We start from the raw sequence: 12,507 nt of genomic DNA, 5'->3' as shown, positions 1-12,507 counted from the left end.
CGCGGACGTCAACTCCGACGGCGCCGTTTGCCATTTCGCATTTGAACATGCGAGTTTCGCGTTGAATAACGCCCCGCACTGAGGCAACAACGAGCGGCGGCAAGCGCGCTGAATGAACTGGCAATTGACGACACTCAGAACAGAGCGCCGAGGCGTTGCCGGCGCATGTATTCCATCGTGGATCATGCGGCCGGCGGCAAACCACCACTCACGTCTGCGGATTCGTGTCGTCCGTGGGCTGGGTGTTGTCGGCGACGTCCTGCTTGTCGTCGTCTTTTTTTTCCATCATTGATTCCAGCTTACCGGCGCCTTCAAAACCGGCGATAGCGGCGATGCCTTTCGTCAGCAAACCCGCTTCCGGATCCACTTTTTCTGCCGCTTCAACGGCGGCGATCGCCCCCGCAATCTTTCCTGCTTCGTCCAAGAGTCCCACGTCGTTCTCCTCGAGAAAAAGTGAGCTTGCATCGTCTCATGAACTCGACGCGTTGTCGCCAAATGTAAAACCGCAATGACGATTAGCTGACGCCGCGCAGAGACGCGACGAACTTTACGTTTAGTAAGCGTGGCCGCTATCGTCTGGGCGGCTGCGGATTATTCGCCGGATTGGTATCGAATCTGGAGACACGTTGTATGCCGTCTTCGCTGACCAACTGCAATAGTTCGTTCTCCAAGATATCGGCGACATCTTTGCCGTAGACCTCGTCGCCACTCATATAGACGGTAAACGATTGCAGGTACTTCGCCTTCTTCTCCGGGTTCTCGATCGTCTCGCGCGTCCATTGATAGAGCGGATAGTTTTCCGTGCCCTGCCGTTCTGCTTCGCTCACGTAGTCGGCGAATGCTTCGAACTGGCATTTCAACGTCGCGTCGTGTCTGCGCAGAACATCACGAAGCGCGCCATGCGAAGCACACGTCGGGTCAGCACGTAACGTGTCGGCCAGTGCGGGCGAGACGGCAATCCGTAGCTGGAATCGCAAGGCAGGTTCCATATTCGCCTCGGTGTGGGCATTCATGAACGCTCATCCCTTATCCGCGGAATGCGCGGCAACCTTTTCTTCGATCCGCGCGATCTCGTGCCCCTGCACTGGCTTGCCCAGCAGAAAGCCTTGAGCATGCGTGCATCCGCATACACGCACGAAATCCAGTTGCTCTTGCGTCTCGATGCCTTCCGCCGTAGTCGGCATGCCGATCTCCCGCGCCAACGCCACGATGCCACGCACCACCGCCGCCGATTCTCGACGATGCACGGACTCCTTGACGAACGAGCTATCGATCTTGAGCTTGTCGAACGAAAAGCGCACCAGCGTCGACATGGTCGAGAAGCCGGTGCCGAAATCGTCGAGCGCGAGACCGATGCCCAACGCACGCAGCCTCCCCACGTTGCGCCGGGTCACGACGTCGTCGTTCAGCAGCACCGTTTCCGTGACTTCGATATTCAGGCGCTGCGGTGGAAGCTTCGTCTTGCGGAGGATCGCCGAAACAATCGACGCAAACGACTCCTCCCGCAATTGCACCGGCGATACATTTACGGCGACGGTGACCCTGTCCCGCCAGGTCACCGCTTCCTTGCACGATTGCAGCAAAGCCCATTCGCCCAACGCCAGAATGAGGCCCGTACGTTCCGCGGTAGGAATGAATGCGGAAGGCGAGAGCTCGCCGCGCGTGGGATGGGTCCAGCGCATCAGCGCTTCGCGGCCGGACACCGCACCGCTGCTGAGATCGACGATGGGCTGGTACTCCATGCGCAAACCGCTGAAGGAATGCAGCGCGCCTTCCAGATCGCTGCGCAGAAGGCTCAGGCTTTCATCCGACGCGTGTTTCGCGGCGTCGAAAATAGCGAATGCGCTTTTGCCGCTGCGCTTCACGGCATACAAGGCGCGATCGGCGCAGATCAGTAGTTGCGGGCCCGTCCTCGCGTGTTCGGGATAGAGCGAGACGCCCACGCTCGCACCGATATGCACCCGCGCCTCGCGCAGCGCGAACGGTCGTGCCAGCGTCTTCACGATGCGATCCGCCAGAATGCGGACGTCGCGAGCCTGTCCCGTACCATCGGAAAGCGCCACGAACTCATCGCCGGCCAGGCGTCCAACGAGGTCGCCGCTCGGCAACACCTCACGCAAGCGAATCGCCGCTTCCTGAAGAATCTGATCTCCGGCGGCATGGCCCAGGCTGTCATTGATGGCCTTGAAACCGTCCAGATCGATTAGTAGAACAGCGAACGATTGATCTTTGCGCAGCGCGCCCATCTCCGTGCGTTCGAGCAGCAGTTCACTGATCCGCGCACGATTGGGCAAACCGGTAAGACTGTCGTGATGCGCGAGCCGGTGGCTGTTTTCCCGCGCCAGAAGCAACGCGACTGTGTCGCGATTGCTGCGCAGCGCAACCGTAAAGAAGCCGGCAGCGCAGAACGGCGCCTGGAAAAGCAGCACAAGTTTGCCGGAGCCGGGAGACAGCGCCGCACCGAGAGCCAACAGCCCGAGAATGAAGGTAATTTGCAGCAGCACGAGCCGCGGCGTGCCCGCATTACGTCCGGCCAATCCGCCGATAACGCCCACTGCACACACGTTGCCAAGCAGGAAAAGTGTTTGGTCTCCACTAATGTTGCACAGCAAGGTGCCGTAGCCGAACAGCGCGCTCCAGAGCAGGCTTGCGAACAGAAACGCGGAGGTAGGGGTCGGCTGGCCGTTGGCGCTGCGCGAGCAGCACAACCCGATTAACGTGAGCCGGGCGATCAGCAATGCGACAACGGCGCTGCCCCAACTCGCGTAAAGAGCCTTTGGATAAAGATAGTAAGCGGTGGCGCAGACGCTGATTTCACAAATCGACGCGAACACGATCGACGCAGTTCGCGTGAACAGATTGGCAAGCAATATCTGCCGGTTGTCCGCGCTCAGATCCTGAGAGGAGGAGACGACCCACTTAAAAAATGGAGACCTTGGTTCGCTGAAAGCCATGACCTACGCATTTTTGATGGTTGATGAATCGAAACCCGCGCGTATTGCGATTATTACGTAAACATAGAGGATCGGGTTAATTCGACTGAGGAAACACGCCGCCCCGTCTGAGGAGGAAAAAATTACGTATTGGCATGGTCCGCTGTGCGCGCGTTTAACGGCACACGTGCCAAGGCCTGGCACTCTTTCGACGAATTCGCGCGGAACGACAATGGCGGCCGAACTGTACGAGATTTACCGTGCGCCACGTGGCTTGCGCCTCGTCCGCGCCTGTTCGCGCTGTGCATCGGCATGTTCGCGAATCATATCGATGAGCGCCCGTAACCCGGCAGGCGCGTGACGACGGCCGGGATAGTACAAACACAGGCCGTCCAGCGGCGGAGTCCAGTCCTCCAGCACGCGCACCAGCGTGCCCGCCTGCAGATCCGCGGCAACATTCCATTCGGTCAGATAGGTCACACCGAGGCCGGCGCGTGCCGCCTCCAGCATCAGACCCGGTTCGTCGAGCGTCAGCGCGCCTTTTCCGTCGATACGCACCGTCTCGCCGCGGCGCTCGAATTCCCAATGGTAGATCGCGCCACTCGGCATGCGTGTGCGGATACAGCGGTGCGCGAGCAGATCGGCGGGCGTGCGCGGCGCTTTGTGCTGCGCGAAATAAGCGGGACTGCCAACGACGGCGAAGCGTTGCTTATCGCCGAACGGCACTGCGATCACGTCCTGCGGCACCGTTTCGGCCAGCCGAATACCCGCATCGAAACCTTCGACAACGATGTCGATCAGCCTGCCCTCGGTCACGAGATCGAGTTTCATGTCGGGATAGCGCTCCAGAAACGCGATGAAGAGCGGCATTGCCTGCTTCGCCGCGCCCACCGACGCATTGATGCGCAGCGTGCCCGACAGCGTGTCGCGAAAGCTGCCGGCCTGTTCGATTGCGACGCGGATCGTCGACAGCGCGGGCGCCACGTTGTCGACGAATTGCGTGCCCGCTTCCGACAACGACACGCTGCGCGTCGTGCGATTGAAGAGCCGTACGCCGATGCGCGCTTCGAGCGCCGCAACCGAGTGACTGAGCGCGGACGTCGACACGCCGAGTTCGGTCGCCGCCGCCCGAAAGCTGCGATGGCGCGCGACGGCCAGAATGGCCTCCAGCTCACCCAATCCCGAAGTTTTCATTGTCCCAAATCGTTCAACGTGACGTGCTTGATTGTACGGCTAGTCAACGCAATGCCGGCGGTCTATCGTGAATCGTTCGGAACCTTCTTTGGAGCAAGCATGCAAATCATCGACAAGATTTATATCGACGGCGAGTTCGTCACGCCGCACGGCAGCGAAATGTTCGATCTCTTCAATCCGGCGACGGAGCAGGTGATCGGCCAGGTACGCCTCGCCGACGCGCAAGACGCACGCGACGCCATCGCCGCCGCGAAACGCGCGTTTCCCGCCCTCTCGCGCACCAGCCCGCGTGAACGCATCGACATGCTAAAGCGGATGCATGAAGCCGTCGTGGCAAAAGAAGACGAACTTTACGAAGCGATCACCGAAGAATATGGTGCGCCCGTGTCGCGTGGCCGCTGGATGGCACAGCATGCGAGCAGCGTCCTGCTCGAAGCGGCGAAGGTCTTGCAGAACTACGCATTCACGCGCCGCGCGGGCAGCGCCGAGGTCGTGATGCAACCGTTGGGCGTAGCGGGTTTGATCACGCCGTGGAATAGCGACGCGGGCTTCATCTGCGGCAAGCTCGCTGCCGCTCTGGCTGCGGGCTGCACGGCCGTAATCAAGCCAAGCGAGATGAGCGCGATCCAGACGCGCATCGTGACCGAGGCGTTGCATGAAGCGGGCCTGCCTGCGGGCGTGTTCAACATCGTGACAGGGCGCGGCGACATCGTGGGCGCGCAAATCAGTGCGCACCCCGATGTCGCGAAGCTGTCGTTCACCGGTTCCACTGCTGTCGGCAAAACGATTCTGCGCGCGGCGTCCGACACGCTCAAGCGCGTGACGCTCGAACTCGGCGGCAAGTCGCCCGTGATCGTGCTCGACGACGCGGACTTCGACGAAGCGGTGCCGCTCGCCATTCAGGCCGGCTTCATGAATAGCGGTCAGGCGTGCATCGCGGGCACTCGCATTCTCGTGCCGCGACAACGGCTCGCGGAGTTCGAAACGCGCGTGCAGGAAGAGGTCGCACGCAGCCAGTCAGGCGATCCGCGCGACCCGCAAACGACGGTCGGCCCGATGGTCAGCCAGAAGCAGTGGCAGCGCGTGCAGCGTTATATCCGCATCGGCATAGACGAAGGCGCGCGCCTGATCGCGGGCGGCCAGGGACGGCCGGATGGCGTCGACGCGGGCTGGTTCGTGCGCCCGACCGTCTTCAGCGATGTCACGAACGACATGACGATTGCGCGTGAGGAGATTTTCGGCCCGGTGCTGTCGATCATCGGCTATCGCGACACCGACGAGGCAATCGCGATCGCTAACGATACGAGCTACGGCTTGCAGGCTTATGTGCTGTCGCGGGACAAGCGACGCGCGCATGAGGTCGCGTCGCGGATCGAAGCGGGACGCGTACTTGTCAACACGCTGGCCCATGAGCCGGCTGCGCCGTTCGGCGGCTTCAAGCAGTCCGGGATTGGGCGTGAATACGGTACGTTCGGGCTCGAAGCGTTTCTGGAGCCGAAGTCGGTGCTGGGTGTTCTCTGATTGGCCATCGTCGCCCCCCAGAGGTCTCGCGAGTCGAGTATCGATGTACGATGCCGTATAGTGGATGCACCGCTGATCTCCAGCGGCCTACCCGCAGATCGGCGCGATGGGGGACTACAAGATGACAGTCGCAAATACATCGATGAACGGCTCTCACGGGCCCGTGCCAGAGTCGCTGCAAACATTGGTGGAGTATCTCGAACTCTCGCTCGACAAGGCGTCGAGCGTGGTCATGACGCGCCACACGAACGACGTTTGCACCGTCTACCTGGGCGACCCGGCCGGTCTGCTCGAGGAAATGAAGAAGCTCGGCACGATTGCCATCCCGCTCGCCAATGAGATGCTGGAACTGACCCGCTCGGGCGTCAACGAGATGGAAATCGGCGGCCAGGCCTATCGCTTTGTGCGCACTTTCACGCAGGTCGAGGACGCCGCAGCGGTCGTTTTTTCGGCGGCCTAGGCGGCGGTGCGAAATGGTTGCACGGCGGGGTTGCACGGCGCGTCGTCGTGACGGGTCCGAGCTCACCGATGCGGCCGTTGTGACGCACTTTCCGGTCCGCCGTTGACGCCCAGGCGATCTGCCGCGTTATACTCTGCTGATGGATACGAAGCCGATTACGCTGAATTGTTGGTGGCGCGCCTGACTTAGGCGGCCCGTTTCCACTCGACCATCGAAACGTGATGCCGCCAGTCCTGGCGGCATTTTCGTTTCTGCGCGCTGACGGCTGGTGGTATCGACAAACGCACAACCCCAGACCATGACAGACGCAAAACCGATCACGAACCAGCCTATTATCCTCACCGGCGACCGCACGACCGGCCCGCTGCACCTCGGCCACTACATCGGCTCGTTGCGCTCGCGTGTGCAGCTCCAGCACGAAGCGCAGCAGTTCCTGCTGCTTGCCGATGCGCAGGCCATGACCGACAACGTCGGCCGGCACCAGAAAGTCACGGAAAACGTCATCGAGGTGGCGCTCGACTATCTCGCGGTCGGCATCGACCCGGCGAAGTCGACCATCTTCATCCAGTCGCAGGTGCCCGAGCTGGCGGAACTGTCCCAGTACCTGCTTAATCTCGTGACGGTCGCGCGCCTCGAGCGCAATCCCACCATCAAGGCGGAAATCGTGCTGCGCGGTTTCGAGCGGGACATCCCCGCCGGCTTTCTGACCTATCCGGTCAGCCAGGCCGCCGACATCACCGCGTTCAAGGCGACGCGCGTACCTGTCGGTGACGACCAGTTGCCGATGATCGAACAAACCAACGAACTGGTGCGCCGTTTCAACAACACGGTCGATCAACAGGTGCTGGTCGAATGCGAAGCGGTGCTCTCGCACGTCGCGCGGCTGCCGGGCATCGACGGCAAAGCCAAGATGAGCAAGTCGCTGGGCAACGCGATCACGCTGGGCGCGACGCCGGACGAAATCACCAAGGCCGTGAACAACATGTACACCGACCCTAACCATCTGCGCGTCAACGACCCGGGTCAGGTGGAAGGCAATGTCGTGTTCGCGTTCCTCGACGCGTTCGAGCCAGACGTCCCGATGGTCGACGAACTCAAAGCGCACTACCGCCGCGGCGGCCTTGGCGACAGCGTGGTCAAGCGCGTGCTCAACGAACGGCTGCAGTCGATGATCGCCCCCATTCGGGAGCGCCGCCGCGAGTTCGAAGCCGACCGTGCGGAGGTGCTGAACGTCCTGCGCCGCGGGACGATGCGCGCGCGGGAAGTGGCGGGTGCGACGGTATCCGAGGTGAAAGGTGCGCTTGGTCTGAATTACTTTCAGAACTGAGCGACGGCCGGCGGCGCGGCGTTTATCTCCGCGCGCCGACCGAACCGCGCTGCAGCGTGAATTTTGACCGGACGGGTTCTATGATAGGACGCAGTTACTGTCGATAGCGGAGCAACGCGTCTGTCCATGTCTGCGTGCTCCTCTATGTCCACGTTGACTGCCGCTGGGAGATTGACATGAGCAACGCGATGAAGGTCGTCAAAGACGCGTACGCCGCTTTTGGCCGAGGCGATATTCACGCGCTGCTGGCGCTGATTCCCGCTGACATCGACTGGCGAGTGGTGGGGCCTGCCAGTCTCCCGTATGCCACCCAATGTCGCACACGCGCGGACGTGCAGCGATATTTCGATGACCTCTTTTTGGCTGAAGAAATTACCCGATTCGAGCCCCGTGAGTTCATCGATGCGGGCGAGCACATTATCGTCCTCGGCTTTGTCGCGTCGACCATCAAGGCGACAGGCAAATCGTTCGAATCAGAATGGGTGCACATCTTCACAGTCAAAGACGGTCTGGTGACCCGCTGGGTGGAGTTCTTCGATACAGCCGCGCGGCCTTAGCCTCGAACGCCCTGGCTCGAATCAATCTTCAGGCTTCGCGCTACCGCACTACGCCCGTTTGATGAGGAGGTTCGCCCCGCTGCTCGGGCCCTTCCTCGACCGGCCTAGGATTTGCCCTTGAGCGTGAATGGAGCCAGCAGGGACTGCACATCGATCTGCCGCCCCTGAAGCAGAAGCAGCCTTGCGTGAAGCACTGTGTTCTCAAGAACCAGCTTGGCGGTGCTCAGGAGATACAGCGCATGGATGTCGGATACCGGCATGTTGCCGGCCTCGACCTGGTGGCGGCGCTCGACAAGAGAGGTCATCACCAGACGCCTGAGCTCCTGCTCTCCGAAAGGAAGGTCGGCGTAGTCAATCGGGTCGTCGGCTTCGACCTCTCGCAGCATGTCAACAAGCGCTTCTGTGCTCACTTCCATGTTTCGGCTCCCACGTTGTCGGTCAGGACAGCATCGCCAGATTGCATCGTGCAATGTTGTCAGACTAACGGGTCTATTTGGAGGAGTCCAGTATGAAGGGTAACTTTATGCGATCTATGCAACGCTGGATGTGAAAGGTGGCCACCGCAGTCACGCCGGCGCAGGCCTGCGCTGTGTTTTTCCACTCCAGGTAACCGACGGCCCTTACCCTCACATCGCTTTACTTTTGTCCACTTTCGCCCGTGTACTCGCGGGCGCTTTGTTCTTCTTCAAATGGGTCTGGTTGTACTCAACAGCGGCGCGGACGAGATTTTTTAGCGCGCGCGCATTGACCTTATCGCCCTCCAAAAAATCGATCGCTCGTCGCGCGTTGCCTTCGAGACCCGCATTGAAGAGCTTGTCAGGATCCGCGATGCCCGCCCCGTGCGCAAAGGTAACCTTCACCTTCCCTTTGTGGGCGTTGGCGACCGCAATCATGCCGTCGCGAGACCACACCGGGCTTCCCATCCACTTCCATTCTTCGATTATCTCCGGGTCGGACTCAAGGATGATCTTGCGGACACTCGCGAACGTTTTGCCACGCCAGTCCGTTAGTCCGGCGATCAGCTCGTCAATACGTTCCGATGCATCTATTGGATCTTTACTCATCGATTCTGGTCCCCTTTATGCGGCCACAATGGGAGGTAGCGACTGCATCGTTTAATGAGCGCTCGGAAAAGCACGCCATGACGGTACGGCTTTGGCATTCGATCACCTACGGCAATCGTCTGGAATATAAGCACTGAGATCATGTGTGAGTCAAGCGGGACCGTCGATCCACCGAAACGAATCGCGAACAACGCGTAGCAAGCCCGCCTCGCCCAAGCGCTTGCGCGTACGTGCAGTACAAGGCGCGTCGAATGGCGGCGGATAACCCGAGCTATGACGCGCGAGCACAGTGGCGATGTCGGCCTTGGGCATGCCGGCTCCTTATGTCGTTTGAAGACTCGCGCAAGGAAAGTCGCAAGTGCGCCAATCCGCAGCGGGATATGCCGACCGATCCTCTACGATTTCCCGCGACATGTCGAACGAGGGAAATCGGCGCGTGCGTATCGCTGACAATTGGTATCCTGTCAGACTGAACCAACGGACCATGCGATGAAAAAACCAACGAAACTGGCGCTTTTTGCGCTGGCATTCACGATGTTCGGTCTGTATAAATTATTTGTCGTTTTCCAGTACGCTCAGACCGGCTGCATCCAGTTTCGAACTCATCGAACATGCAGCTACGAAAACGCGGAGAATTTCCAAAGCCTGTTCGATCTCGAACTCATGTTCGCGTGCGGTTGGGCCGCGGGTGCAGTGGTCTGCTGGATGGTCGCTGCGCAGGCGCAAAAGAAGGAGCGGTGACTCCTTCAGGTTTTATGCCGGCTCCATCCCCTGACTCAGCTTGGCTTTATCGCATCGTGACGAAGCCAGAAAAGAGAGCAACGCCTTCGCGACATCTTTCTTCCCGGATGCCGTACATATGCCGGCTGAAAAGACGGTTACGATCTGAGCTTCCGCGGGCATAGGGCCAATCACATCGATGCCCGGCAAGTGCATTAATTCGCTCAACTGCTGAAAACCCAACTCGACGTCCCTGCGTGCAACAAGCGCCCCGACCGGAACACCGGGTGGGGCCTGCACGACCCGTGGCGCAACCACGTCGGCAATACCCCAGCGCTCGAACAGACGGGTCAGGTGTAAACCGCTGGGTCCCGTCGAATACCCGACACGGTGCGCGGCAAGAACGGCGTCGCGAAGCGCCGCCTCAGTGCCGACATCGGGTCGCGACGCACCGGCCGCCACCGCGATCGCCACGCCCGAACGCGCTACGTCGACCCGACTGCCCGACACGACACGGCCGGCGGCCTCCAGCCGGTCAATCACATTGGCGGCGAGTACGACAAAGTCGAACTCTTCGCCGCTCTCGACGCGACGGGCAGCATCGACACCGCCAACAGACTCGGCGACAACCGGCTGGCCCGATAGCCGCTCATAGTCCTGGATCAACTCGGCGAGCAGCTGGCGCGTCGCCATCGACGAGATGCCGGTGAGTTGCTCACTCATGGTTTCTCTGCCTTTCAATCGATGTAACGCAGCCCAGCCTGTTTCAGCGGCTCGCGCATGCTGTACATGTCAAGGCCGAGCACACCCGAGGCCAGCTTCGCACGCTTCTCGCCTTCGTTGGCTTCGCGCGCCGCCGCCTTGTCGAGTACCTTCTGCGCCGACGCCGCGGGGACCACGACCACACCGTCGTCATCCGCGACGACGACATCGCCGGGATTCACCAGCGCCCCGGCGCACACCACCGGAATATTCACTGAACCGAGCGTCGCCTTGACCGTCCCTTTGGCCGAGATCGCCTTGCTCCAGACCGCGAACTTCATCTCGGTCAGCACGCTCACGTCGCGCACGCCAGCATCGATGATGAGGCCCTGGGCGCCGCGCGCCTTGAAACTCGTCGCCAGCAGGTCGCCGAAATAGCCATCCGTGATGGCACGTCGCAACGCCTGTCCAAGCTTGTAAAAGCGTCGCGCACTCGGCACCGGCAGTTGCAACACGCCCATCTGCAGCGGCACGAGCTTCACCGGCCATTCGGGCTTGTGCGGGCAAAGCATCGACAGCGGCGAAAAGCAGCCGTGATCGAGCGCCTTGTTCTGAAAGAACGACATGTCGAATTCGTCGGTCATGAGCGAGGTGCCGATGTGCGCGGCCAACTCCGGATGGCCTTTGATCGGCGGCAGATCGCGCACGCCGCCCCCTTCATCGGCCACACTCCACTCGGGTCCCACGCCTAGTGTGAACGCGGAATAGTGGTCGAAGAAAAACGAAGTGACATGGTCGTTGTAGATCAGCAGCACGTCAGGGCTCTTGTCGGCGAGCCAGTCGGCCAACGGCGCGAAGTTTTCGAAGACGGGTGCCCACACGGGATCGTCACGCCTGTTCTTATCGAATGCAAAACCGATAGTTGGTGTGTGCGAGGCAGCGATGCCTCCAATGATCCGTGCCATACCTGTACTCCTTCAAGAACTCATTTGGACCGCCGCGCAACGAACTCAGATAGCGGGTGCAAAAGCGCAGTGCAAGCGCTGAGCCTAAGGCGCTTCTTGCCGGCCGATCGAAAGTGCGTGCGTCTTGGGATGCAAAGGTATGAATTGCAGGGTCTCGCAGGAAGCGCGGGTAAACCACGAGTTAGCGGCTTGAAAGTGCCGTTACGCTTCCCGTCGCTTGATCTGACGATATCGGCAGGCCACGCCCCGTCAAGCGTTTTCGGGATTCCCGTGTGCAATCGGCTCTCCGAACCGGTTTTCACGGCCTTTCAGATCGCGATAAACAAAACAGATGGGGCTAAATTGCAATCGCAAACTGCCGAACGCACGGCGCCAGCGCGGAGAGATCGCAGGCACGCTAGTACATGGGGAGCGGGCCCGTGGATGACTTGGTAAAAAGACATATCCAACGCAATGGAATGAGTGAACCACTCCGAGGGAGTATGCTTGCGCCGATTTGCGATATGGAACCGCGCGGCGCCCCCGGGTTTTTCCTGGTCTTAACCTATGTCGATACCGGCGTCGCCAGATCGTCGTAGGAGTATGTCCAACTTCTCTAATGAAAGGAGAACACACCATGGCTACCGGAACCATCCATCTTCACCGCGTCTTGCGCGCTACGCCCGAACGCATCTATCGCGCCTTCCTCGAACCGGATGCGATAGTGAGGTGGCTTCCTCCGTACGGGTTCACCTGTCAGGTCCACCACATGGATGCCAAGGTCGGCGGCACCCACAAGATGTCCTTCCGTAACTTCGGCACCGGCAACAGCCACTCGTTCGGCGGCGAGTATCTCGAACTGGTGCCGTTCGAGAAGATCCGCTACTCGGACCGTTTCGACGACCCGAACCTGCCGGGCGAGATGCAGGCCACCATTTCATTGCGACAGGTGTCGTGCGGGACCGAACTCACCGTTTTGCAGGAGGGCGTGCCCGAGGTCATTCCCGTGGAGATGTGCTACCTCGGTTGGCAGGAGTCGCTTGTTCAGTTGGCGAAGCTGGTCGAGCCCGAGATTCCTGACTGAC

Annotated in this window: 15 protein-coding genes; 6 read left to right on the top strand and 9 right to left on the bottom strand. The window is 60.5% G+C overall.

Annotated features, from left to right (window positions below; genetic code table 11):
• Positions 1–208: 208 nt before the first annotated feature.
• The 4 genes from PQR32_RS05115 to PQR32_RS05100 form a co-directional block, all read right to left on the bottom strand.
• A complete protein-coding gene (locus tag PQR32_RS05115) occupies positions 209–433 on the bottom strand; it encodes a hypothetical protein (protein ID WP_132378974.1) in 225 nt (74 codons plus the stop codon).
• A 136-nt stretch (positions 434–569) separates the two neighbouring features.
• Positions 570–989, bottom strand: a complete 420-nt coding sequence (locus PQR32_RS05110; protein WP_408223066.1) for a hypothetical protein — start codon at positions 987–989, stop codon at positions 570–572.
• A gap of 30 nt (positions 990–1,019) precedes the next feature.
• Positions 1,020–2,954 (bottom strand): putative bifunctional diguanylate cyclase/phosphodiesterase, encoded by a 1,935-nt coding sequence (locus PQR32_RS05105; protein ID WP_408222887.1) that lies wholly within the window; start codon positions 2,952–2,954, stop codon positions 1,020–1,022.
• Between the two features lie 234 nt (positions 2,955–3,188).
• Positions 3,189–4,127 carry a LysR family transcriptional regulator gene (locus PQR32_RS05100; protein ID WP_408222885.1) on the bottom strand — a complete coding sequence of 313 codons (939 nt, stop codon included), beginning with the start codon at positions 4,125–4,127 and terminating at the stop codon, positions 3,189–3,191.
• A 99-nt stretch (positions 4,128–4,226) separates the two neighbouring features.
• On the opposite strand from PQR32_RS05100, the gene PQR32_RS05095 reads away from it, so the two are divergent.
• The 4 genes from PQR32_RS05095 (at position 4,227) to PQR32_RS05080 (ending at position 7,992) form a co-directional block, all read left to right on the top strand.
• A complete protein-coding gene (locus PQR32_RS05095) occupies positions 4,227–5,648 on the top strand; it encodes an aldehyde dehydrogenase family protein (RefSeq protein ID WP_408222883.1) in 1,422 nt (473 codons plus the stop codon).
• A gap of 121 nt (positions 5,649–5,769) precedes the next feature.
• Positions 5,770–6,108 (top strand): hypothetical protein, encoded by a 339-nt coding sequence (locus PQR32_RS05090; RefSeq protein ID WP_408222881.1) that lies wholly within the window; start codon positions 5,770–5,772, stop codon positions 6,106–6,108.
• A gap of 298 nt (positions 6,109–6,406) precedes the next feature.
• Complete coding sequence (gene trpS, locus PQR32_RS05085; RefSeq protein ID WP_408222879.1) at positions 6,407–7,435, top strand: tryptophan--tRNA ligase; 1,029 nt, start codon at positions 6,407–6,409, stop codon at positions 7,433–7,435.
• Between the two features lie 176 nt (positions 7,436–7,611).
• Positions 7,612–7,992: a nuclear transport factor 2 family protein gene (locus tag PQR32_RS05080; protein WP_408222877.1), complete on the top strand. Its 381-nt coding sequence runs from the start codon at positions 7,612–7,614 to the stop codon at positions 7,990–7,992.
• Between the two features lie 104 nt (positions 7,993–8,096).
• Here the strand turns inward: PQR32_RS05080 and PQR32_RS05075 are convergent, their stop codons facing one another.
• The 3 genes from PQR32_RS05075 to PQR32_RS05065 all read right to left on the bottom strand — a co-directional run bounded on the left by PQR32_RS05075 (position 8,097) and on the right by PQR32_RS05065 (position 9,368).
• Positions 8,097–8,408 carry a hypothetical protein gene (locus tag PQR32_RS05075; RefSeq protein ID WP_408222875.1) on the bottom strand — a complete coding sequence of 104 codons (312 nt, stop codon included), beginning with the start codon at positions 8,406–8,408 and terminating at the stop codon, positions 8,097–8,099.
• A 210-nt stretch (positions 8,409–8,618) separates the two neighbouring features.
• Positions 8,619–9,056 carry a DUF1801 domain-containing protein gene (locus PQR32_RS05070; protein WP_408222873.1) on the bottom strand — a complete coding sequence of 146 codons (438 nt, stop codon included), beginning with the start codon at positions 9,054–9,056 and terminating at the stop codon, positions 8,619–8,621.
• Positions 9,057–9,206: 150 nt separating this feature from the next.
• Positions 9,207–9,368: a hypothetical protein gene (locus PQR32_RS05065; RefSeq protein WP_408222871.1), complete on the bottom strand. Its 162-nt coding sequence runs from the start codon at positions 9,366–9,368 to the stop codon at positions 9,207–9,209.
• A gap of 177 nt (positions 9,369–9,545) precedes the next feature.
• On the opposite strand from PQR32_RS05065, the gene PQR32_RS05060 reads away from it, so the two are divergent.
• Positions 9,546–9,797, top strand: a complete 252-nt coding sequence (locus tag PQR32_RS05060) for a hypothetical protein (protein WP_408222869.1) — start codon at positions 9,546–9,548, stop codon at positions 9,795–9,797.
• A 12-nt stretch (positions 9,798–9,809) separates the two neighbouring features.
• Here the strand turns inward: PQR32_RS05060 and PQR32_RS05055 are convergent, their stop codons facing one another.
• On the bottom strand, positions 9,810–10,499 hold the full coding sequence (locus tag PQR32_RS05055) for a substrate-binding domain-containing protein (RefSeq protein ID WP_408222867.1): 690 nt from the start codon (positions 10,497–10,499) through the stop codon (positions 9,810–9,812).
• A 14-nt stretch (positions 10,500–10,513) separates the two neighbouring features.
• Positions 10,514–11,443 (bottom strand): 4-carboxy-4-hydroxy-2-oxoadipate aldolase/oxaloacetate decarboxylase, encoded by a 930-nt coding sequence (locus tag PQR32_RS05050; protein ID WP_408222865.1) that lies wholly within the window; start codon positions 11,441–11,443, stop codon positions 10,514–10,516.
• 616 nt (positions 11,444–12,059) lie between these two features.
• Here PQR32_RS05050 and PQR32_RS05045 point away from each other — a divergent pair.
• Complete coding sequence (locus PQR32_RS05045) at positions 12,060–12,506, top strand: SRPBCC family protein (protein ID WP_408222863.1); 447 nt, start codon at positions 12,060–12,062, stop codon at positions 12,504–12,506.
• Position 12,507: the final 1 nt, after the last annotated feature.

The sequence above is a fragment of the Paraburkholderia dipogonis genome (assembly GCF_046027395.1).
Taxonomy (GTDB): Bacteria; Pseudomonadota; Gammaproteobacteria; order Burkholderiales; family Burkholderiaceae; genus Paraburkholderia; species Paraburkholderia dipogonis_A.
Note: the sequence above shows the minus strand (reverse complement) of the source record. Positions and strands in the feature narration are given on the sequence as shown.

Excerpts from the sequence above, each read along its gene's own strand:
- PQR32_RS05060 (WP_408222869.1), top strand. The coding sequence starts at position 9,546 with ATGAAAAAACCAACGAAACTGGCGCTTTTTGCGCTGGCATTCACGATG.
- PQR32_RS05080 (WP_408222877.1), top strand. The coding sequence starts at position 7,612 with ATGAGCAACGCGATGAAGGTCGTCAAAGACGCGTACGCCGCTTTTGGC.
- PQR32_RS05090 (WP_408222881.1), top strand. The coding sequence starts at position 5,770 with ATGACAGTCGCAAATACATCGATGAACGGCTCTCACGGGCCCGTGCCA.
- PQR32_RS05070 (WP_408222873.1), bottom strand. The coding sequence starts at position 9,056 with ATGAGTAAAGATCCAATAGATGCATCGGAACGTATTGACGAGCTGATC.
- PQR32_RS05055 (WP_408222867.1), bottom strand. The coding sequence starts at position 10,499 with ATGAGTGAGCAACTCACCGGCATCTCGTCGATGGCGACGCGCCAGCTG.
- PQR32_RS05100 (WP_408222885.1), bottom strand. The coding sequence starts at position 4,127 with ATGAAAACTTCGGGATTGGGTGAGCTGGAGGCCATTCTGGCCGTCGCG.
- PQR32_RS05065 (WP_408222871.1), bottom strand. The coding sequence starts at position 9,368 with ATGCCCAAGGCCGACATCGCCACTGTGCTCGCGCGTCATAGCTCGGGT.
- PQR32_RS05095 (WP_408222883.1), top strand. The coding sequence starts at position 4,227 with ATGCAAATCATCGACAAGATTTATATCGACGGCGAGTTCGTCACGCCG.
- PQR32_RS05075 (WP_408222875.1), bottom strand. The coding sequence starts at position 8,408 with ATGGAAGTGAGCACAGAAGCGCTTGTTGACATGCTGCGAGAGGTCGAA.
- PQR32_RS05105 (WP_408222887.1), bottom strand. The coding sequence starts at position 2,954 with ATGGCTTTCAGCGAACCAAGGTCTCCATTTTTTAAGTGGGTCGTCTCC.
- trpS (WP_408222879.1), top strand. The coding sequence starts at position 6,407 with ATGACAGACGCAAAACCGATCACGAACCAGCCTATTATCCTCACCGGC.
- PQR32_RS05045 (WP_408222863.1), top strand. The coding sequence starts at position 12,060 with ATGGCTACCGGAACCATCCATCTTCACCGCGTCTTGCGCGCTACGCCC.
- PQR32_RS05050 (WP_408222865.1), bottom strand. The coding sequence starts at position 11,443 with ATGGCACGGATCATTGGAGGCATCGCTGCCTCGCACACACCAACTATC.
- PQR32_RS05110 (WP_408223066.1), bottom strand. The coding sequence starts at position 989 with ATGGAACCTGCCTTGCGATTCCAGCTACGGATTGCCGTCTCGCCCGCA.